Source organism: Pseudomonas sp. 50_B, from assembly GCF_017491625.1.
In the GTDB taxonomy this organism is placed as follows: domain Bacteria; phylum Pseudomonadota; class Gammaproteobacteria; order Pseudomonadales; family Pseudomonadaceae; genus Aquipseudomonas; species Aquipseudomonas danubii.
Genome location: NZ_JAFGYX010000005.1, coordinates 280,795 through 301,385, shown reverse-complemented (window position 1 = coordinate 301,385; position 20,591 = coordinate 280,795). Strand labels below are relative to the sequence as shown.

Here is a 20,591-nt window from a genome sequence, read left to right as displayed (position 1 = left end):
CGCAAGTGGCGAGCGGCAAGCGCCAAGTCAGAAGCTGATGTGCTTTGACTTGAGGCTTGAAGCTTGCGGCTTGAGGCTCAAACCGAAGGTTTGTCCCCATGCGCTATATCAGTACTCGTGGCCAGGCACCGGCCCTGAATTTCGAAGATGTGCTGCTGGCCGGTCTGGCCAGTGATGGCGGTCTCTATGTGCCGGAGAACCTGCCGCGCTTTACCCAGGAAGAAATCGCTTCCTGGGCCGGCCTGCCGTATCACGAGCTGGCGTTCCGGGTCATGCGCCCGTTCGTCACCGGCAGCATTCCGGATGCCGACTTCAAGAAGATCCTGGAAGAAACCTACGCGGCCTTCTCTCACAACGCCATTGCCCCGCTGCGTCAGCTGAACGGCAATGAGTGGGTGCTGGAGCTGTTCCACGGCCCGACCCTGGCGTTCAAGGACTTCGCCCTGCAACTGCTGGGGCGCCTGCTGGACTACGTGCTGGAGAAGCGCGGCGAGCGCGTGGTGATCATTGGCGCCACTTCCGGTGACACCGGTTCGGCGGCCATTGAAGGCTGCAAGCGTTGCGACAACGTCGACATCTTCATCCTGCATCCGCACAACCGTGTCTCGGAAGTGCAGCGCCGGCAGATGACCACTATCCTCGGCGAGAACATCCACAACATCGCCATCGAAGGCAACTTCGACGACTGCCAGGAAATGGTCAAGGCCAGTTTCGCCGACCAGGGCTTCCTCAAGGGCACCCGTCTGGTGGCGGTGAACTCGATCAACTGGGCGCGGATCATGGCCCAGATCGTCTACTACTTCCACGCGGCCCTGCAGTTGGGCGGCCCGGCGCGCTCCATCGCGTTCTCGGTGCCCACCGGCAACTTCGGTGACATCTTCGCCGGCTACCTGGCACGCAACATGGGCCTGCCCATCAGCCAGCTGATCGTCGCCACCAACCGCAACGACATCCTGCACCGTTTCATGAGCGGCAATCAGTACGTCAAGGAAACCCTGCACGCGACCCTGTCGCCGTCCATGGACATCATGGTCTCGTCGAACTTCGAGCGCCTGCTGTTCGACCTGCACGGTCGCAATGGCGCGGCGCTGGCGGGGTTGATGGAGAGCTTCAAGCAAGGCGGCGGTTTCAGCGTCGAAGAGGATCGCTGGAGCGAAGCGCGCAAGCTGTTCGACTCCCTGGCGGTGAACGACGAGCAGACCTGCGAGACCATCGCCGAAGTCTTCGAGCAGACCGGCGAGGTGCTCGACCCGCATACCGCGATTGGCGTCAAGGCCGCCCGTGAGTGCCGTCGCAGCCTGGATACACCGATGGTGATCCTGGGCACGGCGCACCCGGTCAAGTTCCCGGACGCGGTGGAGAAGGCCGGTATCGGCAAGGCTCTGGAACTGCCGGCGCACCTGTCCGACCTGTTCCAGCGCGAAGAACGCTGCACGGTCCTGGCCAATGACCTGAAAGCGGTGCAGGCTTTTGTCAGCCAGCACGGCAATCGTGGCAAGCCACTCTGATCCCTTGGTCTTGTCGTCCACGAAGCCCGTCTCCTGACGGGCTTTGTTTTTTCATGCGCAAGCTTGGCCCGCCAGGGGCAGGGAGGCCCGGATGATGCTTCGTCAAACGTACAGGGTAGGGCGCGTTCTGGGCCTGCTAGTGGCGAGCCTGCTGGCCTGGGCCGTGCTCTGGGGTGTCGCGCTGGCCGGCACGGCGAAGAACCTGCCCTTCAAGCTGGTGCCGGCGTTCGCCGATCTGCAGCCTCTGGCCTTGGCGCCTGCCGAACAGCAATGGTTGGCGAGGCATCCGCGCCTGAGGGTGGGGATCGCCATTGATGACTACCAGCCCATCGACATCACCCGTGACCGCAATCGCTATCAGGGCATCAGCGCCGATTACCTCGGTCTGGTGGGCGAGCGATTGGACGTGACAATGGAAGTCCTGGGGTTTTCCGAGCGCGAGCAGGCGGTCGAAGCGCTGCGTAACGGCACCATCGATGTGCTGACCAGCGCCAATGGCTATGAGCGCGGCCTTTCGGGGCTGCGCTTCACCAGCGACTACATGCCCGACAGGGCGGTGGTGGTGGTGCGCCGCGACGGGTCGAGCCCCAGTGATGATCTGGCCGGCAAGAAACTGGTGTTGTTGGACGGTTATGCCAACGCCGAACAGGTGCATGCGGCGTATCCGAACAGTCAGATCATGCTCTCGCCCAATCTTTACAGCGGCCTGGAGGCATTGAACCAGGGCGACGCCGACGCCTTCATCGGTAATGAGATCATCGTGCGTGCCTACAAGGCCCTGCGCCCTTACCTGGCGGTGCGGATTCAGGATGAAAGCCGTTTGCCGCCGACGGGCTTCGCTTTTGCCACCCGTGATGACAACGCCCTGCTGGCAGGCCTGCTGGAGCAGGCACTGCAGAGCATTGACGAATCCCTGCAGCGGGAAATACAGGCGCGCTGGACCACCGGCCTGGGGGCGAATATCTCCGGTGAGCGGATCGAGCTCAGTGCCGAGGAGCAGGCCTGGATTCTCCAGCATCCCCACGTGATGGTTGCCTCCCAGCAATATCCGCCCCATGTGTTCAAGGACAAGGAGGGGCGCTGGGCCGGTCTGAACATCGACCTGCTCAACCGTATCTCGCGCATGACCGGCCTGCATTTTGTGCACAAGGAGAGCCTTTCCACAGCGCAGACCCTGGAGTGGCTGGAGAGTGGGCAGGCGCAGATGACTTCTACCCTCACGGCCAGTGAGGACCGGCGGTTGTTCCTGAATTTCTCCCATGCCTTCGGTGGTGCCGCCTGGGTCTTTGTCGTGCGTCCCGAGGATCGCCGCCTGAGCAGCCTGGAGCAGATGGCCGGTGAGGTGCTGGCGTTGCCGGCGCGGCACACCCTTGAGAGCTACATCCGGCGCTACTATCCCGATATTCGGCTGCGCAGTGTCGACAGCTATGAGCAAGCCCGGGCCCTGGTCAGCAGTGGTGAAGCCATGGCCACCATTCAGAACGAGGTCCAGGTCCAGGCGCTGGGGTTGGGGCCCGCTGACGATGGATTGCGGGTGGGGCGCAGCGTCGAAGGTACCTGGTCGGCCGACGAGTTTTCCGTGCGCAAGGATCAACCCGAGCTGCTGAGTATCCTCAACAAGTCGCTGGAGGCGCTGCCCGTGGCGGAGCTTAGCGCCATCCGTCTCAAGTGGCTGGGGGCCACGCCGGTGCCGATGCCGGTCTGGCAGCGGGTGCCGACCTGGGTGTACTGGGCCATTTCCACCGCGCTGCTGTTCGGTCTGATTTCCCTGGCCTGGAGCAGTCGGCTCAAGCTGCAGATTCAGCAGCGATTGCAAGCCGAGCAACGGCTCAACGATCAGTTGGTGTTCATGCGGGCCCTGCTTGACGGCATCCCCAACCCGATCTTTGTCCGTGATCTGCAAGGGCGCCTGATCACCTGCAACAAGAGTTATGAACAGCAGTTGGGGACGAGCCTGGAACAGATTCGGGGGCGACAACTGACAGAGCTGGATCTGCTGCCTGCAGCCACCGCGCGCCAGCTGCATGGCGAGATCATGCAGTTGCTGGCGTCCGAGGAGTCGGTATTCGCCGACCGCCAGGTGCAGACGCGCAACGGATCGATCCACGCCTATCAATGGACGGTGCCGTTCTACAGTGCCGAGGGCCGTCTGCAGGGCTTGCTGGGTGGCTGGATCGATATCACCGAGCGCAAGCGTCTGGAGAACCAGTTGGTACAAGCGCGTCAGTCCGCCGACCAGGCCAATGCCGCCAAGAGTGCTTTTCTCTCCACCATGAGTCATGAGATCCGCACGCCGATGACCGCCATCGTTGGCTTGCTGGAACTGGAGAAAGAGCAGGCCAGGGTGCGTGGCGCGCCTTTTTCCGAGGCTCTGCGGGTGGCTTATCAGTCTGCCCAGGAGTTGATCAGCCTGATGGGGGACAGCCTTGATCTGGCCAAGATCGAGGCCGGCCATATGCAGCTGGTGCCGCAGGTCACCGCCCTCAAGCCTTTTTTCGACAGCGTCCGGCAGCTCTTCGAAGTGACTGCGCGCAACCAGGGCGTGCATTTGCAGCTGGTCTTCCACGAGGAAGCCCGGGGGCGTTATCTCTTTGATCCGTTGCGCTTGCGCCAGGTGCTGCACAACCTGTTGAGCAACGCCTTGAAGTTCACCGCTGAAGGTGAAGTGCGGGTGACGGTGGAGCGCCAGCCGGATGAGTCCGGTATCCCGTGTCTGCGTATCAGCGTCGCGGATACCGGCCCGGGAATCAGTGCCGAGCAGCAAGCGAGGATATTCACGCCCTTTGTCCAGGCCGATGCCATGACCTCTTCAACCTATGGCGGCACCGGGCTGGGTCTGAGCATCTGCCGGCAGTTGATCGAGTTGATGGGCGGGCGCATTCACCTGCTGAGTGAGCCAGGAGCCGGAACCGTTGTTGTCATCGAGCTGTATCTGGAGCGGGTCAGCGAGGATCTCGATCCGCAAGTCTCGCCGCCTGCCGAGCGTCCGCCGAGCCGCAGCATCGAAGTGCTGGTGGTGGATGACTTGAGCGCCAACCGCATGGTCCTGAGCCAGCAGCTGATGTTTCTCGGGCATCGGGTCGTGGCCTGTGACAACGCCCGTGAGGCGTTGCAGCGCTGGCGCTCCGGGACCTTTGATGTGCTGATGACCGATTGCAACATGCCGGGCATGAGTGGCTACGCCCTGACCGAGGCCATCCGCCAGATCGAGGCGCAGGAAGGGCGTTCGCCCTGCCCGGTGATCGGTTGCACGGCCAACGCGTTCGAAGACGAGCGCGAGCGTTGTGAGCGCGCCGGCATGGATCAGTTGCTGGTCAAGCCGGTGACCCTGGATCAGTTGGCCCAGTCTCTGGCCCGTTTCCTGCCGTCGCCATCCTTCAACATCCAGACCTTGCGCGGCATGACCCAGGCCGACGAACACGTGTTGCAGCGCATGTTGCAGGAGCTGTTGCGTAACCTTGCCCAAGAGCAGCAAGCGCTGGAAGAGGCTTTGGCGGTGCTGGATTGGGAGCGCCTGAGAGGCACCTTGCATCGGCTCAAGGGTGTGTGCTGCCTGATCGACGCCTTGCCCCTGGCCAAGGCCTGTATCGAGCTGGAGGTGCTGGTCAAGGAGCGCCAGGAGCAGGCGCTGGGCCGTCAATGGCCGCTGCTGCTTGAGGTCATGGGGATTTTACGCAGCGATATTCAGATGGCTCTGGACGAATAAGACTTGTCCTATGTGTGATTAGGACTTGTCTGATTACCGTATCGGCCCGTAGTGGACTGTTCCCACCTGCGCCGATCGGAGGTTGCCCCATGCATTCGCTAAAAGTGCTGATTCTCGAAGACAACTCGTTCCAATTGATGGCCTTGCACCAGATGCTCAACGCCAATGGTGTCTTCAACGTGCTGACCGCCGAGAACCAGCAGTCCGCGCGGCGCTCGCTGGACAGCAAGGGGCCGGTGGATATCGCCATCTGCGATCTGTACCTGGAGCAGACCGATGGCCTGGAGTTGATCCGCGAACTGGCCCAGCAGCAACTGGCCAAGGCCCTGATCATTCTCAGCGACGCAGAGCCGGATGTCCTTGAAGGTACAGCCGGCATGGCTCGCGAGTTGGGCTTGAAAGTGCTCGCGTGCTTGCCCAAGCCGGCTTCGGCTGCTGTGCTCGGCGACTTGCTCTGTGCCTATCAACAGCACGCCAGGGCAGCCGGCCCCGAACTGAACCAGACATTGCTCCGGGACTTGCTGGGCCTTGAGCCCTTTGTCTTCGAGGACGTGACTCAGGATGAGGGGCTTGCGGCGGTGCTGGGTTGTGGGGTTGCGCATTTTCAGCCGGTCATCCATGAGCATGGCGAGCTTCAAGGTGTCGAGGCGCTAGCACGCTGGCAGCATCCTGAGCGGGGCCTGCTGATGCCCGGCGAATTTCTTCCGCTGATCGAGTTCGCCGGCCTGCAAGAGGTCTTCACCTGGCACATGCTGGAGCAGGCACTGGAACTGGTGGCCGGGGTGAAACTGGTGCTGGGCTACTGGCTGCCGGTTGCCGTGAACATTCCCACCGGCATCCTCGAGCGGCCGTTGTTCCCCCGTCAGTTGGAGGCGTTGCTGAGGCGCTTCGAAGTGCCGGCCCGGATGCTGACCCTGGAAGTCATCGACACCACGCAACTGCAGACCGATACCGCCCATGTGGAGGCGCTGCTGCGCCTGCGGATGATTGGTTGCAAGTTGTCCATCGGCGATTTCGGCACCGGTGGAACCAGCCTGCAGCGCTTGCTGGAGTTGCCGTTCACCGAGCTGAAGATCCCTCCGGTGTTTGTCGCCGGCATGGCCGCGGATGAGCGCAAGCGGGCGCTGGTCGGCGGTGCGATGAACATGGCGCGACGCATGTCCCTGGGGGTGGTGGTGACCGGTATCGAGACCGAGTCCGACTGTGTGGCGGCCAGGGGCCTGGGGGCGGCTCATCTGCAGGGTTGTTTCATCGCCCCGCCGATGAGCGCCGCCCAGATGCGCCAATGGCTGGCCGAGACCCCAGGCGTGGGCAGCAATGGCCTGGATGGGCAGGCCGCCGGTCTGTGTGCTTAAGGTCGCTGCCCGTAGCGCCTAGGACAGCCCGTGTTCCTGGACATAGATGTACAGCGCGGCTTCGCTGGCCAGGCCCAGTTTGCGCATGGCGCTGACTTTCTGCGCGCTGACCGTCTGTTTGCTGCGGTTGAGCTGAGTGGCGATGGTTCCCACTGCATGGCCGGCGGCCAGCAGGCGGATCACTTCCAGTTCCCGGGGCGACAACTGATCCTTGGAGACCAGTCGATCCGGTCCCACTTCACCGGCAAGGCTCAATGCTCGCTTGATGGCCTGGGCCACATAGCGTTTGTGCTGTCGCGCATGGGCAATGGCTGACGGCAGTTCATCGGCCAGGCTGGCCTTGCTCAGCAACCCCATCACCCCCAGGTCGAGGATCGAGCGAAACAGCCCGGCGTGATTGAGCATGGTCACCACCACGATGGGCAGGTCGGGATGATGCCGGCGCAATTGCTCGATCAGGCGCAGGCCGTCGTTCTGCTGCTCCTCGGGCATCATGAAGTCCGTGACCAGCACGTCGCACTCGACTTCCTGCATCAGCTGGCTCAGGGCAGAAGGCGAGCGGGCTTCACCGACAATGGCCAGGCTGTCGTCCTGCTCCAGCACGGCACGCAAGCCAATCAGGAAGATCGGATGATCGTCGGCAAGGATGATGCGCAATTTGTTGTTCGACATTGCTTTCAAAGCTTGGGCTCCAATGCAACGGCGGCGTGGTTTGCGCCTGGTCGGCCGTTTTATATCTGTCATGTTACCCGTGCATGCTCGAATGACTCAGGTCGGCAGCAGTAGGTGTGGCGAACTTTCTTCTCTGAGCGATGGTCACTTGAATGTCAGAAAGCTACCGGCATTTTTGTTTTCGAACCTCTAATTCGAGCTATTGAGTGGTGATCTAGATGGAAAGTATCAGTCTTTTGTTGAGCGAGTCGCTGAGTCCGTACCAGGTCACACTGACGCCTTGCGGCGGCCATGGCGAATGCCTGGTGACCCTGAAGAACGCGGCTGGCGCCATGGTCTTGGAGCGTGAGGTCAATCAGGCCCAGCTCACCGACAAGCGCCTGCTTACCGACGTAGTCGATGGTCTGCACCGTGACGTGCTGATCGCCGAAGGCCGGCTGGAACCCTGTGTGATCGCCGCGTTGCGCCATGCAGCTGAAGGCAAGGTGTTCGATCAGCGCAACTGATGCAAATTTTTGCGGAACCTTCCTGTCACCCGGTCAGTCAGACTCAGTATCAGCAGGATCAGGCATTGTGCTCCGGTGCTTGTAGCCGGCTGATACCGGTCGTCAAAGACCGCGTTTAACCCCGAGTCGTCTCCCCACTTCTCGGGGTTTCTTTTTGCCCGGGATTTGTCAGTGGTCGTGCAGATCGCGGAAATAGGCCCGGGCGTCGGCACGGTATGGGTCGCGCATCTCCGGCTCCAGCCAGGCGGCATACAGCTCAACCAGGCGATCCTCACGCAGCTTGAGCAGGGCCTGGTTGATCCGGGCTATGGCTTGTCGCCCTTGGGCGGTCTTGCTGCAGCCGATATGGATCTCCTGATACTGCTGGGTGCCCTGGATCGGATAGAACTCCAGCTCCTGCGGGTCCATGCCTTGCTGCATTGCCTGGTAGCGAATTTCCGGCCAGTAGCCCAGCAACACACGCAGGCGCCCCAGGCGCTGCATCTGCAACAGGCTGCCCAGGGCGTCGTTGCCGTGGTGGGCATTGACCGAGTCCGCGGGGGCTGCTTGCAGCAGGTTATCGACTTGCTGGCCATAGCTGCGCTCGGCAACCACTCCGACTTTTTCCTGGCCGCTGGCGAGCAGGGCGCGCAGATCGACCTTGCCCTCCCGGACGAACGGGGTCAGGTGTTCATGGTCGGCGCGGCGGATCACCAGGCCATTGCTCAGGACTCGGAAGCTGGTGATGGAGAAGGTCACCCACTGTTCGCGCTCCTTGTTCATGATCAGCGACGGGTCGCAGACGAAGGTCGGCTCGCGCAGCATCTGCAAGCCCCGGGCGCGATTGACCCGCACTATCTGTTGTGGGTACTCCGGCAGGCTGGCGATCAGTTGCGGCATCAGCAGGTCGATGACCCCTTGTCCTTTCTGCTCGCCCTCGAAAATGCTCAGCGGCGGCAGGTCTCGCAGCAGCCAGAACAGCGTCTCCTTGGGTTCGCTGGAGGCGTTCGGCAGCCACAGCAGGGCGAGCAGAAACGTCACGCAGCACCTAAGGCGACGGCGTAGGAAGGGTGGATGGGCGCCGGACAGGGCGCTGATGGAAAACCGGTTTTTCAGCTTAGATCGCCCCAGAGTTGCGCAAGTGTTGGATCTGTTCGCTGCTGTAGCCCAGGCTCGCCAGGACTTCTGTCGAATGCTCGCCGAGCTCGGGGCCGACCCAGTCCGCGGAGCCGGGCGTCTCAGAGAGTTTCGGCACGATGCCGGGCATCTTGAAGGGCTTGCCGTCGGGCAGTTTGGCCTGGAGGAACATTTCCCGAGCGAGGAACTGCGGGTCGTGGAACATGTCCTCGGCGCTGAAGATCCGGCTCGCCGGGACGTCAGCCTGATTCAGCTGCTGCAGTACCTGGTCCAGGGGCAGGGAGGCCACCCAGCGGTCGATCACGCCATAGAGTTCATCGCGGCGGGTATCGCGTCCGTCGTTGCTGGCCAGGGCGGGATCGTTGGCCAGGTCGTCGCGACCGATAAGCAGCATGAAGCGCTTGAAGATCGCATCGCCGTTGGCGCCGATCTGCACATGCTTGCCATCGGCGCTGGTGTGGATCGAAGACGGGGTAATGCCGGGCATGATGTTGCCGCTGCGCTCGCGGATAAAACCGAACACGTCGAACTCCGGAACCATGCTTTCCATCATGGCGAAGATCGCCTCATACAGCGCCACGTCCACCACTTGCCCCTGGCCGCCGTTGACCTCGCGATGACGCAGGGCCATCAGCGCGCCGATCACGCCCCACAGGGCCGCGATGGAGTCGCCGATGGAAATCCCGGTGCGTACCGGCGGACGATCCTCGAAGCCGGTGATATAGCGCAGGCCGCCCATGGACTCGCCCACGGCGCCGAAGCCCGGCTGGTCCTTCATCGGGCCGGTCTGGCCGAAGCCCGACAGGCGCACCATCACCAGTTTGGGGTTGAGGGCGTGCAACACGTCCCAGCCCAGGCCGAGCTTTTCCAGGACCCCGGGGCGGAAGTTTTCGATCAGGATGTCGGCTTCGGCCAGCAGTTGCTTGAGCACCGCCAAGCCTTCGGGATGCTTGAGGTTCAGGGTCAGGGATTTCTTGTTGCGGGCCTGGACGAACCACCACAGCGAAGTGCCTTCATACAGCTTGCGCCACTTGCGCAGCGGATCGCCGCCGTCCGGAGACTCGACCTTGATCACCTCGGCACCGAACTCGGCGCAGATGCGCGAGGCGAAGGGGCCGGCGATCAAGGTGCCGAGTTCGATCACTTTCAATCCGGCGAGGGGCTTGCTGAGGCTGTTCATGGGGCATCCGCTGGGCAGGAAAATCCGCCTAGCCTAGACCATTGGTTGCCATTAAGGCAGCGCTGGACGGTGGCCTTCATTCATTATTTTCAGGTCGATGGCGGGATAATTGTGCTTCTCATTCTCTTGGGTGGCGGGTTTAATGGCGCCTTTCATGAGAAGGGCGGTTGCAAATCCTTCGATCTGGTCTATGCCCCGTGACAGGTTCGACGTTTTGTTCCGAGTGGATTGATAGAAAACTATTGTTACAAATACCCCATTAAAAAATTACATGTGATGAATTGAAAGTCTTACATGTGATGCTCTAGTCTGTGCGCCATGGAAAACAAATCCTCAGCCCATTACCAACGTTTATTCCGCCAGCGCCTGCGTGATCAGGGCTTGGTGAAAAAGGAAGTCTGGATACTGCCCGAGAACGCCCAGGCGTTGCTGGCGGTTGAACGCAAACTGCGTCAGCCCTTTGACGGGCTGGCTCCTGTGGAAAAGGATGGAGAAATGAGCATGCCGCAGATCTGGAATGCCCGATCGCTGTGCCAGGCCCTGATGGCCACCGAGTTGTTCAGCAGCGGCGAAGCCAGCATTGAACTGCTTGAAGGCGCCGAACCGAGCTTGCACGTGACCATGCGCGAATACGGCGACCTGCCGCTGTTTGTCGCCCTGTCCGGCGAGCAGATCCTGGTCGAAGCCCTGCTCTGGCCGCAAAGCGAAGTCACCGATGTGCAAGCCTTCAATGAAGAAGTGCTGCTCAGCCGCCAGTTGTTCCCGCTGTCGAGCATCGGCCTGGAAACCGGCTTGGGCGGCGAGCGCTTCTACATGATGTTCGGTGCGCTCAGCGCCACCTCGATCCTCTCCAACGTGCTTTACGAGATCGAAACCCTGGCCAGCAACGTGATCAGGGCTACCGAGGCCTATGAAGGCTACCTGAAGGCTCAGGCCTGACCTGGAGGAATGCACATGAACGTATGGAGCAAGTTGCTTACCGCCCTGCGCGGTGGCGCCAATGAGGCGGGCGAAGCCATGGTGGACAGCCAGGCCCTGAGGATTCTGGATCAGGAAATCCGCGACGCCGACCAGGAACTGCGCAAGTCCAAGGAAGCCCTGGCCGAAATCATGGCCCGGCAGAAACTCGCCGCCGAGCGCGCCAACGGCAGCGCGGCGAAGATCGCCGAGTATGAAAGCTACGCCCTCAAGGCCCTGGAAGCGGGTAATGAAAATCTTGCCCAGGAAGTGGCGCAGAAGATCGCCAATCTGGAAAATGACCTGGCGGTCGAGCGCGAGCAGGCCGATGGCTTTGCCGCCAGCGTGGCCCAATTGCGCAAGGCTGTGACCCAGGCCGAAGGCAATATCAAACATCTGAAACAACAGGTGGATACCGTCAAGGCCACCGAGAGCGTGCAGAAGGCCCAGCAGGCCGTGGCCCAGCGCTACGGTGGCTCGCAGAGCAAGCTGCACACCGCGGTGGAGTCCCTGGAGCGGATCAAGCAGAAGCAGGCCGAGCGTGCGGCGAAGATGGAAGCCGCAGCGGAGCTGGCCAGCACCAGCAACCCCGACGATGCCCTGGACGCCAAGTTGCGCGAGGCCGGGATCGTCGCCGGCAGCACCAGCGCCGACAGCGTGCTGGCGCGCCTCAAGGATCGCAACAAGTCCTGATTCATCGTTGTGTTGTAGGGGCGGGGCCGATGGGCCTTGCCCGGCTTTTTCAGGGATAGGAAAGCAATGGAAATCTTCCTGCAGACAGTGTTGTCGTTCCCCACAGTGCTGTTCAGCTTCATGCTCTGCCTGGCGGTAATCTACTGGGCCGTGGTGGCCATGGGCATGCTCGAGGTCGATCTGCTGGACTTCGAGGCTGATTCGCTGCTCGAAGGCGCCCATGCCACTGAAGGCCTGGCCGGGCTGCTGATCAAGTTCAAGCTCAACGGGGTGCCGGTCACCCTGGTGCTGACCCTGCTGATGTTCTTCAGCTGGTTTTTGACCTATTTCGCCGAACTCTACGTCCTCAGCCACCTGCCCCTGGGTTGGCTGCGTTATCCCCTGGGCCTGTTGCTGGCTGTGGTTGCGCTGTTTCTGGCGGCCCCCATCAGCGCGGCCATCTGCCGTCCGCTGCGTCCGCTGTTTCACAAGATGGAAGCCACCAGCAGCCAGTTGGTGCTGGGGCAGACCGCCGTGGTACGCAGCGGCAGAGTCACCCTGGAGCACGGCGAAGCCGTGCTCGAGAACGGCGGCGCGGGCCTGATCCTGCGTGTGCGTGCCGATGAGGCGCGAGCTTTCAAACGCGGCGATCGCGTCGTGTTACTGGAGTATCTGGAGGCGCAACACGCCTATCGGGTCATTACCGAGGACGAGTTTCGCGGCCTCTGAGCCCGGGCTTCCTCAGAATCAAAGGAGATTGATTGCATGAATTTACCGTCGCTGCTGCCCATCCTGCTCGGGATCGGCCTCGTCGTACTGGTGGTCTTCGGCCTGTTGGCCCTGTTCAAGGCCTTCTATATCAAGGTCCCCCAAGGCACGGCGCTGATCGTCAACGACATGTCCTCGACGCCCAAGGTGCACTTCACCGGCGCCCTGGTGTACCCGGTCATCCACCTCAAGGAGTTCATGCGGATCTCGCTGATCACCCTGGAAGTCGACCGTCGGGCCAAGGATGGTCTGATCTGCCGCGACAACATGCGCGCCGACATCACCGTGGCTTTCTACCTGCGGGTCAATGAAACCCAGGAAGACGTGCTCAAGGTGGCCAAGGCCATCGGTGTCGACCGTGCCTCCGACCGCGCCGCGGTCAACGAGCTGTTCAACGCCAAGTTCTCCGAAGCGCTGAAGACCGTGGGCAAGCAGTTCGACTTCGTCCAGCTGTTCGAAAACCGCCAGGACTTCCGCGACCGCATCATTGAGATCATTGGCAACGACCTCAACGGCTATGTGCTGGAAGACGTGGCCATCGACTACCTGGAGCAGACCGCCAAGCATTCCCTGGACCCGAGCAACATCCTCGACGCCGAAGGTATCCGCAAGATCACCGAGCTGACCGCGGCGCAGAACGTCATCACCAACGAACTGGAGCGCAACCAGGAACTGGCGATCCAGAAGAAAAACGTCGAGACCCGCGAAGCCTCGCTGTCGCTGGAGCGCCAGCAGGCCGACGCCGAAGCACGGCAGAAGCGCGAGATCGAAACCATCCGCGCCCGCGAGGAAGCCGAGACCGCCAAGGTCAAGGAAGAAGAGCGCCTGAAGGCCGAGCAAGCACGCATTCAGTCGCAGCAGGAAATCGACGTGCGCACCGAGAACCATCAGCGCGAAGTCGAAGTGGCCCAGCAGAACCGTCAGCGTGCGGTGGTCATCGAAGTGGAGAAAGTCACCCGCGCCAAGGACCTGGAAGTAGTGGCCCGCGAGCGTGAAGTGGAACTGCAGCGCATCGAGAAAGAAAAGGCTCTGGAAGAGCAGCGCAAGAACATCGCCACCGTGATCCGTGAGCGGGTAGCGGTCGAGAAGACCGTGGCCCAGGAAGAAGAGCGGATCAAGGAAGTACGCGAAATTTCCGAAGCCGAACGCGCCAAGCAAGTGGTGGTGATCCAGGCCCAGGCCGAAGCCGAGCAGGATCTGGTGCGTCAGGTCAAACAGGCCGAAGCCGACGAGACTCGCTCCAAGCACAAGGCCGTGGAGATCAACAACCTGGCCCAGGCCGAACTGGAAGCGGCGGCCAAACAGGCCGAAGCCAAGAAGCGCCTGGCCGAAGGCCTGGAAGCCGAGCGCGCCGCGCCTGGTCTGGCCGATGCCCGCGTGCTGGAAATCACCGCAGCGGCCCAGGAAAAAGAAGGCCTGGCGCAAGCCCGCGTCCGCACCGAGCAGCTGATTGCCGAAGCTCGCGGCGAGCAGGAAAAAGGCCTGGCCGACGCCCGCGTCATGGAAGCCCAGGCGGCTGCCAAAGAGAAGGACGGCCTGGCGGAAGCCAAGGTCATGGAAGAGAAGCTCGGTGCTCAAGCCCGTGGCGAAGAGCAACTGGGCGCGGCCAAGGCCAAGGCCACCAAGGACCTGGGTTCGGCCGAAGCCGAAGTGCTGCTGCAGCGTCTGAACGCCGAAGCCGAAGGCCTGGGCAAGAAGTTCGGTGCCCTGGATTCCCTCAGCGACAGCGCTCGCCAGCACGAAGAGTTCCGCATGCAACTGGAGAAGAACTTCGAGGAAGCGATGGCCGCCATCGCCGCCAACAAGGACATCGCCAAGGACCAGGCCGAAGTGCTGTCCGCCGCCCTCAGCAAGGCCAAGATCGAGATCGTCGGCGGCGAAGGCGACTTCTTCAATTCCTTCGCCAAATCGCTGTCGGTGGGCAAGGCCATCGAGGGCGTGGTGGGCAAGAGCCCGGTGGTCCAGGACGTCCTGGCACGCCTGCTCAACGGCAAGGGCGCACCGGCCGTTGCCGCTGAACTGGCCGCCGCTGCCGTCTCGCGCAAGGCCGAGGCGCCGTCTGCCGAAGCCTGACCCACACCTGACACACCTGTAGCCGCTGCCGAAGGCTGCGACCGACTCCGTAGGAGGCGCAGCCCTTGAGGGCCTTCGGGCCCTCAAGCACGCAGCCCGCGGCAGCGGCTACCGGCCTTGTGTCGGGTACCGGGCTCCAGGTTTGAGGAGCCCGCTTTTTTTGCACACCGCCGTAGATCCAGGAAGGCCACGATGTCGGACGCTCAAGTCGCAACTCCCCCGCAGGACGTATTGGACAAGGCCGTCGCCGAAGGCGGCGCCTATGAGGTGCTGCACAAGCGCCTGCTGGACCAGGGCCAGCGCCTGCGGGCCACCACCGACGACCTCAACCAGAGGCGTCTCGACGAGTTCGGCAACAGCCGCATGGAAGTGGTCGGGCGGGTGCGCATCCGCACCGAGAACAACTGCATCGCCCGGGACATCGTCCAGGTCGGCGACTGCCTGTTGTTCGGCTACAACGTGTTCATCGGCCTGAAGAAGGAAACCAGCGTCGCCGACGTGTTTTCCCTCTATCGGCTGGTGGAAGAGGGCGAAGGCTACGAAGCCGAGCCCGTGCCCCTGGAAGGCAGCTTCCTGGCGGCCCAGGGCTTCCTCAACGATTTCAACGAGCTCTACACCTATTACAAGAACACCCGCCTGCTGCAACTGGCGATCCGTGACGGCAAGCTGCTGGCGAGTTTCCAGATTGGCGAGCGCGTCACCGATGTGCGGGTGTTCCGCTGGTCGATCTCGGTGGACGGACGGGATGTCCGGTACATCGACAACCGCGGCGAGCGGGATATCGCCCTGCCGGCGCCCTTCGATTTCGAATGGAAGAAGGCCACCCGCGAGATGGTGGTCGAAGGCCGCTTCCCGCACCTGAACATCCTCGACACGGTGTTCGTCGAAACCATCGGCGGCGACCTGACCATCAAGGTCGAGAACAACACCGAGTCGGGCCTGGGCATCTACCGCGAAGAGGTGCTGGACAAGACCCAGTCCCTGGACGATTCGCAGATCGAATTCGCCCGCCTGGGCAGCCTGATCCTGCTCAAGGTCCTGCCGTACCGCGAAGAGCAGTGGCGCTACCTGGTGTTCAACAGCCTGACTCGCCAGGTGGAGCGCATCGACGCCATCGGCCTGGCCTGCGTGCAGTTGCCGGAAGACCACGGGATCATCTTCCCCGGTGGCTATTACCTGCAGAGCGGCGAGTACAAGACCTTCGAACAGTCCATGGACGGCATGCGCTTCAAGCGTTCGGTACGCTCGCCCAACGGTGAAGATGTGCAGTACATCTTCTACCACCCAGAGCAGGGCCGCTCGGTGCTGCTGACCTACAACATGATCAACCGCCAGTTGCAGAACCCGCTGTTCGGCCACGGTTACGCGCGCCTGGAAGACGGGCGCATGGTGATCTTCGCCGCCGAAGGCGACGAGCCGACCCGGGTCCACCCGATGCAGATCTGGCAGACGCCGTTCTTCACCGAGGAATACGCCGCGCGGCAACCGACCCGCAGCGGTTTCCTGGGGCGCATTGGCAACGCCGAACTGGTGCGTAGCGTTTCCGATCTCTACGACCTGTGCCGCGAGATCGATACCCCGGCGGTGTCGGTGCAGCGTTATTCGTTGCTGTGCCAGAACACCCGGCGCCTGTTCGATGTGTATCACTGGCTGGGCAGCGCCGAGCTCGAAGGCCTGGCCCCATTGCTGCGCGAGGTGGCCTCGACCTCGGAGCTGGTGCTGGATGAATACGAGAAAGTCGAAAGCATCCGCCGCCAGTCGGACCAGGCCATGGTGGCCGCCGAGGCCAAGCAGAAAGCCCTGCTCGACAGCCTGCTGGTGGACAGCTGGGACCAGGTGCAGAGCTTCGTCGATGCGCTCAACGGCATCACTGCCCAGCGCGGCCTGCTGCTGACCATTCGCGACTACCGCTACATCGACGTGGCGCGCATCGACGCCATGGAAGCCGATTTGCTCAAGGCCCAGGAGCGCACCGCCGCCGGCACCGCGACCTTCCTGGCCAGCGATCAGGCTCTGCAGCCCTTCGTCACCCAGCTGGAAACCCTCGACGCCCAGGCGCAGAAAGCCGAGACCGTGGCTCAGCTCAGCGAGCCCTTGGGGGCCTTGCAAGCCATGGCTGGCGATCTGGACATGCTGTCGAGCCTGATGGCCTCGTTGCAGATCGAAGACGCCACCCAGCGCACCCGGATCATCGAATCCATCTCGCAGATCTACGCCCGCCTGAACCAGGCCAAGGCCCGCGCCGAACAGCGGCGCAAGGGCCTGGGCTCGACCGAGACCGTGGCCCAGTTCGGGGCCCAGTTCAAACTCTTCAGCCAGGGCATCACCAATGCCCTGGCCCAGGCCCAGGACCCCGAGCGCTGCGACGAGCAACTGTCGCGCTTGTTGGTGCAGTTGGAGGAGTTGGAGAGCCGCTTCGGCGATCACGAACAGTTTCTCGGCGACATCCTCGGCAAGCGTGAGGAGTTGCTGGAAACCTTCGAGGCCCACAAGCAATCGCTGCTCGACGAGCGCCAGCGCAAGGCCCAGGGCCTGCTGGATGCGGCGCGGCGGATTCTCGACAGCCTCGGCCGGCGCACCGCCAAGTTCACCCAGGCCGAGGAGCTCAATGCGTTCTTCGCCGCCGACCCGCTGATCCTCAAGCTGCGGGAGCTGGCCGAGCGCCTGCGCGAGCTCAAGGACAGCGTCAAGGCTGACGACGTCGAGTCGCGCCTCAAGGGCGCCCGGGATCAGGCCGTTCGGGCCCTGCGCGACAAGACCGAGCTGTTCGAAGAGGGCGGCAACGTCATCAAGCTGGGGCCGCGTCATCGCTTCAGCGTCAACACCCAGGAGCTGGACCTGACCCTGATGCCCCGGGGCGACGAACTGCACCTGCACCTCACCGGCACGGATTTCCTCGAACCTCTGCGCGACCCCGAGCTGGAAGCCCTGCGCGACTTCTGGCAGGTGGCCCTGGAGTCGGAATCGGCCCAGCTGTACCGCGCTGAGTACCTGGCCGGGCAAGTGCTGGACGCTGCCGACCGGGGCGTGGAAGGGCTGAGCCTGGAAAGCCTGAAACCCTTGCTGGCGCAGCCTGAGGAATTGGCGCGGGTGATCCGCGACTTCGCCGCGCCGCGCTACAAGGAAGGCTACGAAAAGGGCATTCACGACCACGATGCGGCGGCGATTCTGTTGCAGTTGCTACCGCTGCGCGACAGCGCCGGCCTGCTGCGCTTCGGCGCGGCGGCGCGGGCCTTTGCCACGCTGTTCTGGGGCCGCCAGCAGCACCAGCCGCAACCGCAGCAATGGGTCGAGCGGGCCCGCACCAGCCGGCATATTCAGCAGCTGTTCGGGCGTCGAGAAGGCTTGCTGCAGTTGCAGGAGGAAATCCTCGCGGCACTGAGTGACTGGCATCAGCAGCACGCCTTCACCCTGGCCGCCGAGCTGTTGCCCGAAGCCGCCGAGTACCTGGTTCAGGAACTGGCCGCAGAACGCATCGAATTCACCTTCAGCAAATACGCCAAGCAACTGCAGGAAGCCCTGACCTTGCGTCTGCAGGGCGCGCGGATGTGGGACGACTACCAGCAGGCCTTGGCGCGGCTGGTGGAGCGGCCTGCTGCACAGTGGGCATTGACCGAGAACTGGCTCTCGGCCCTGTGCGCCGAGGGCGAGTTCGCCGAGTGGAGCGACTACGTACCCGAGGCGGTGGCCCTGTCGCTGCTGCGGGAAGACTTTGCCAAGCGCATCACTGAAGTCGACCTGCGGTTCAGCGTCGGCAACCTGATGGGCGAACACCCGCGCATTCACGAGCGCAGCCTGTCTCTCACCGTGGATGGTTTCTTCGCTCGCCTGCGGGCCCACCGCGAGCAGTTCCTGCCCGGCCTGCAGCGCTACCAGGCGCTGCGCCAGGGCATCATCAGTCGTGAGCGCTCGGCCCTGCGCCTGAGCGAATTCAAGCCGCGGCCGCTGAGCTCGTTCGTGCGCAACAAGCTGATCAACGATGTGTACCTGGGCTTTATCGGCGACAACCTGGCCAAGCAGATGGGCACCGTGGGCGAGAACAAGCGCACCGACCTGATGGGGCTGTTGATGCTGATTTCGCCACCGGGCTACGGCAAGACCACCCTGATGGAATACGTGGCGCACCGCCTGGGCCTGATCTTCATGAAGATCAACGGCCCGGCCCTGGGTCACCAGGTGCGTTCCCTGGACCCGGCCCAGGCGCCGGACGCTACTTCGCGCCAGGAACTGGAGAAGCTCAACCTGGCTCTGGAGATGGGCAACAACGTGATGCTCTATGTCGACGACATCCAGCACACCCACCCGGAATTCCTGCAGAAATTCATCTCGCTGTGCGACGGCACCCGGCGCATCGAAGGCGTGTGGAAAGGCCGCACCAAGACCTACGACATGCGCGGCAAGAAGTTCTGCGTGGTGATGTCGGGCAACCCGTACACCGAGTCTGGCGAGGTGTTCAAGATCCCCGACATGCTGGCCAACCGGGCCGACATCTATAACCTCGGCGACACCCTGGGCGGCATGCAGGAAGCCTTCGCCCTGAGCTACATCGAGAACGGCCTGACCTCCAACCCGGTGCTGGCACCCCTGGCCACCCGCGACATGGCGGACGTCTACCGCTTTGTCGCCAAGGCCGAAGGCAAGGCCTTCTCCAGCAACGAACTGAGCCACAGCTACAGCGGCGCCGAGATCAACGAAATCACCACCACCCTGCAACGCCTGATGCAGGTGCGCGACGTGGTGCTGCGGGTCAACCAGCAGTACATCGCCAGCGCCGCCCAGGCCGACCAGTACCGCAGCGAGCCGCCGTTCAAGCTGCAGGGCAGCTACCGCAACATGAACAAGATGGCCGAGAAAATCTCGGCGGTGATGAACGACGCCGAGCTCCTGCAACTCTTGGCCGACCACTACCAGGGCGAATCCCAGTTGCTGACCACCGGCGCCGAGGAAAACCTGCTCAAGCTCGCCGAACTGCGCGGTAACCAGACCCCGGAGCAGCGCGAACGCTGGACCCAGATCAAGCGCGACTTCGTGCGCAACCGCTCCATGGGCGGCAGCGACAGCGATGTCGGCACCCGGATGGTGGCCCAGCTCAACGATCTGGTGGAAGGCGTACGCGGTCTGGCCCGGCCCGCGCAGCAGCATGACCTGCGCGCGGTGCTGGAAAACCTCTCCGAGCACCTGGAGAACAGCTTCCTGCCGCTGATCAAGGTCATGCACAAGAAGATCGACGTCGACCTGCACAGCCACCAGCGCATTGGCGACATCGCCACGCGGGTGGACGAATTGAGCCGCATGCTCAGCCACGGTGATGTGCCGACCCTCAAGGACTCCCAATAGTAGGAGCCGGCTTGCCGGCGAACAGCCAAGGATCACGACATGGATTTTGCCCACCTGGACCAGCAGCTGCGCGACAGCCTGCTGGACCTGAAACTGAGCAACGAAGAGCGGGACGAACTGCGCCAACTGGGCAGCGAACTCAGTGCCGATCAGGTGCGTTACCTGCGCAATCGAGCTTTCGATCTGGTACGGGAACTGAGCCTGGCAGACAGCGCCAATGTGCTGCCGGCGTTGAAATGGCTGGAGCAGGTGGTCAAGACCCTGGACGCCAACAGCGCCCCGGTGCGCGACATGGCCAGCGCCCACTTCAGCCCCGGTGAAGACTGCCGGCGCAAGATCCGCGACCTGTGCCGCCAGGCCCGGATCTCGGTGGATATCTGCGTGTTCACCATTTCTGACGATCAACTGAGCGACGAAATCCGCGCCTGCCACCAGCGCGGCGTGGCCGTGCGGGTGATCAGCGACAGTGAAAAGCAGTTCGATGTCGGCAGCGATATCGCCGGGTTACGCGAGGCCGGGGTGCCGGTGCGGATCGACGACACGCCGTTCCACATGCACCACAAGTTCGCCGTGTTCGATGGCCGGACCCTGCTCAACGGCAGTTTCAACTGGACCCGCAGCGCCACCACCGGCAACGAGGAAAACCTGCTGGTGATCGACCATCCGCAACTGGTGGCCAGTTACCTCAAGGAGTTCAACGAGCTCTGGAGCCGCTACGCGCCGCGTTAAGGCGTGCAGCGG

At 62.8% G+C, this 20,591-nt stretch carries 13 protein-coding genes; 10 read left to right on the top strand and 3 right to left on the bottom strand.

From position 1 onward, the window contains the following. The first annotated feature begins 98 nt into the window (after positions 1-98). The 3 genes from thrC (at position 99) to J5M73_RS09880 (ending at position 6,569) form a co-directional block, all read left to right on the top strand. Entirely contained in the window at positions 99-1,508 is a 1,410-nt protein-coding gene (thrC, locus tag J5M73_RS09890) for a threonine synthase (RefSeq protein WP_207167113.1), read from the top strand. A gap of 91 nt (positions 1,509-1,599) precedes the next feature. Next, positions 1,600-5,214, top strand: coding sequence for a transporter substrate-binding domain-containing protein (locus J5M73_RS09885; RefSeq protein WP_207815511.1), 3,615 nt, complete (start codon positions 1,600-1,602; stop codon positions 5,212-5,214). An 89-nt stretch (positions 5,215-5,303) separates the two neighbouring features. Next, a complete protein-coding gene (locus tag J5M73_RS09880) occupies positions 5,304-6,569 on the top strand; it encodes an EAL domain-containing response regulator (RefSeq protein ID WP_102861307.1) in 1,266 nt (421 codons plus the stop codon). 18 nt (positions 6,570-6,587) lie between these two features. Here the strand turns inward: J5M73_RS09880 and J5M73_RS09875 are convergent, their stop codons facing one another. Then, positions 6,588-7,241, bottom strand: coding sequence for a response regulator transcription factor (locus J5M73_RS09875; RefSeq protein ID WP_180988524.1), 654 nt, complete (start codon positions 7,239-7,241; stop codon positions 6,588-6,590). A 218-nt stretch (positions 7,242-7,459) separates the two neighbouring features. Between J5M73_RS09875 and J5M73_RS09870 the strand changes: the two genes are divergently transcribed. Next, positions 7,460-7,747: a DUF3509 domain-containing protein gene (locus J5M73_RS09870; RefSeq protein ID WP_102861309.1), complete on the top strand. Its 288-nt coding sequence runs from the start codon at positions 7,460-7,462 to the stop codon at positions 7,745-7,747. Between the two features lie 168 nt (positions 7,748-7,915). Here the strand turns inward: J5M73_RS09870 and J5M73_RS09865 are convergent, their stop codons facing one another. After that, positions 7,916-8,758 carry a TIGR02285 family protein gene (locus tag J5M73_RS09865; RefSeq protein ID WP_240322075.1) on the bottom strand — a complete coding sequence of 281 codons (843 nt, stop codon included), beginning with the start codon at positions 8,756-8,758 and terminating at the stop codon, positions 7,916-7,918. Positions 8,759-8,843: 85 nt separating this feature from the next. Beyond that, the gene (locus J5M73_RS09860) at positions 8,844-10,043 is read right to left on the bottom strand and encodes a CaiB/BaiF CoA-transferase family protein (protein ID WP_102861311.1); all 1,200 of its coding nucleotides are present in this window, start codon (positions 10,041-10,043) and stop codon (positions 8,844-8,846) included. A 318-nt stretch (positions 10,044-10,361) separates the two neighbouring features. On the opposite strand from J5M73_RS09860, the gene J5M73_RS09855 reads away from it, so the two are divergent. The 6 genes from J5M73_RS09855 to J5M73_RS09830 all read left to right on the top strand — a co-directional run bounded on the left by J5M73_RS09855 (position 10,362) and on the right by J5M73_RS09830 (position 20,579). Further along, positions 10,362-10,982, top strand: coding sequence for a YjfI family protein (locus tag J5M73_RS09855; RefSeq protein WP_102861312.1), 621 nt, complete (start codon positions 10,362-10,364; stop codon positions 10,980-10,982). Between the two features lie 15 nt (positions 10,983-10,997). Continuing rightward, the gene (locus J5M73_RS09850) at positions 10,998-11,693 is read left to right on the top strand and encodes a PspA/IM30 family protein (RefSeq protein WP_102861313.1); all 696 of its coding nucleotides are present in this window, start codon (positions 10,998-11,000) and stop codon (positions 11,691-11,693) included. A 66-nt stretch (positions 11,694-11,759) separates the two neighbouring features. Beyond that, a complete protein-coding gene (locus J5M73_RS09845; protein ID WP_102861314.1) occupies positions 11,760-12,401 on the top strand; it encodes a hypothetical protein in 642 nt (213 codons plus the stop codon). Between the two features lie 36 nt (positions 12,402-12,437). Then, positions 12,438-14,513, top strand: coding sequence for a flotillin family protein (locus J5M73_RS09840; RefSeq protein WP_102861315.1), 2,076 nt, complete (start codon positions 12,438-12,440; stop codon positions 14,511-14,513). A 192-nt stretch (positions 14,514-14,705) separates the two neighbouring features. Next, positions 14,706-19,850 (top strand): DNA repair ATPase, encoded by a 5,145-nt coding sequence (locus J5M73_RS09835; RefSeq protein WP_102861316.1) that lies wholly within the window; start codon positions 14,706-14,708, stop codon positions 19,848-19,850. A 39-nt stretch (positions 19,851-19,889) separates the two neighbouring features. Continuing rightward, a complete protein-coding gene (locus tag J5M73_RS09830) occupies positions 19,890-20,579 on the top strand; it encodes a phospholipase D-like domain-containing protein (protein WP_102861317.1) in 690 nt (229 codons plus the stop codon). The last annotated feature ends 12 nt before the right edge of the window (positions 20,580-20,591 follow it).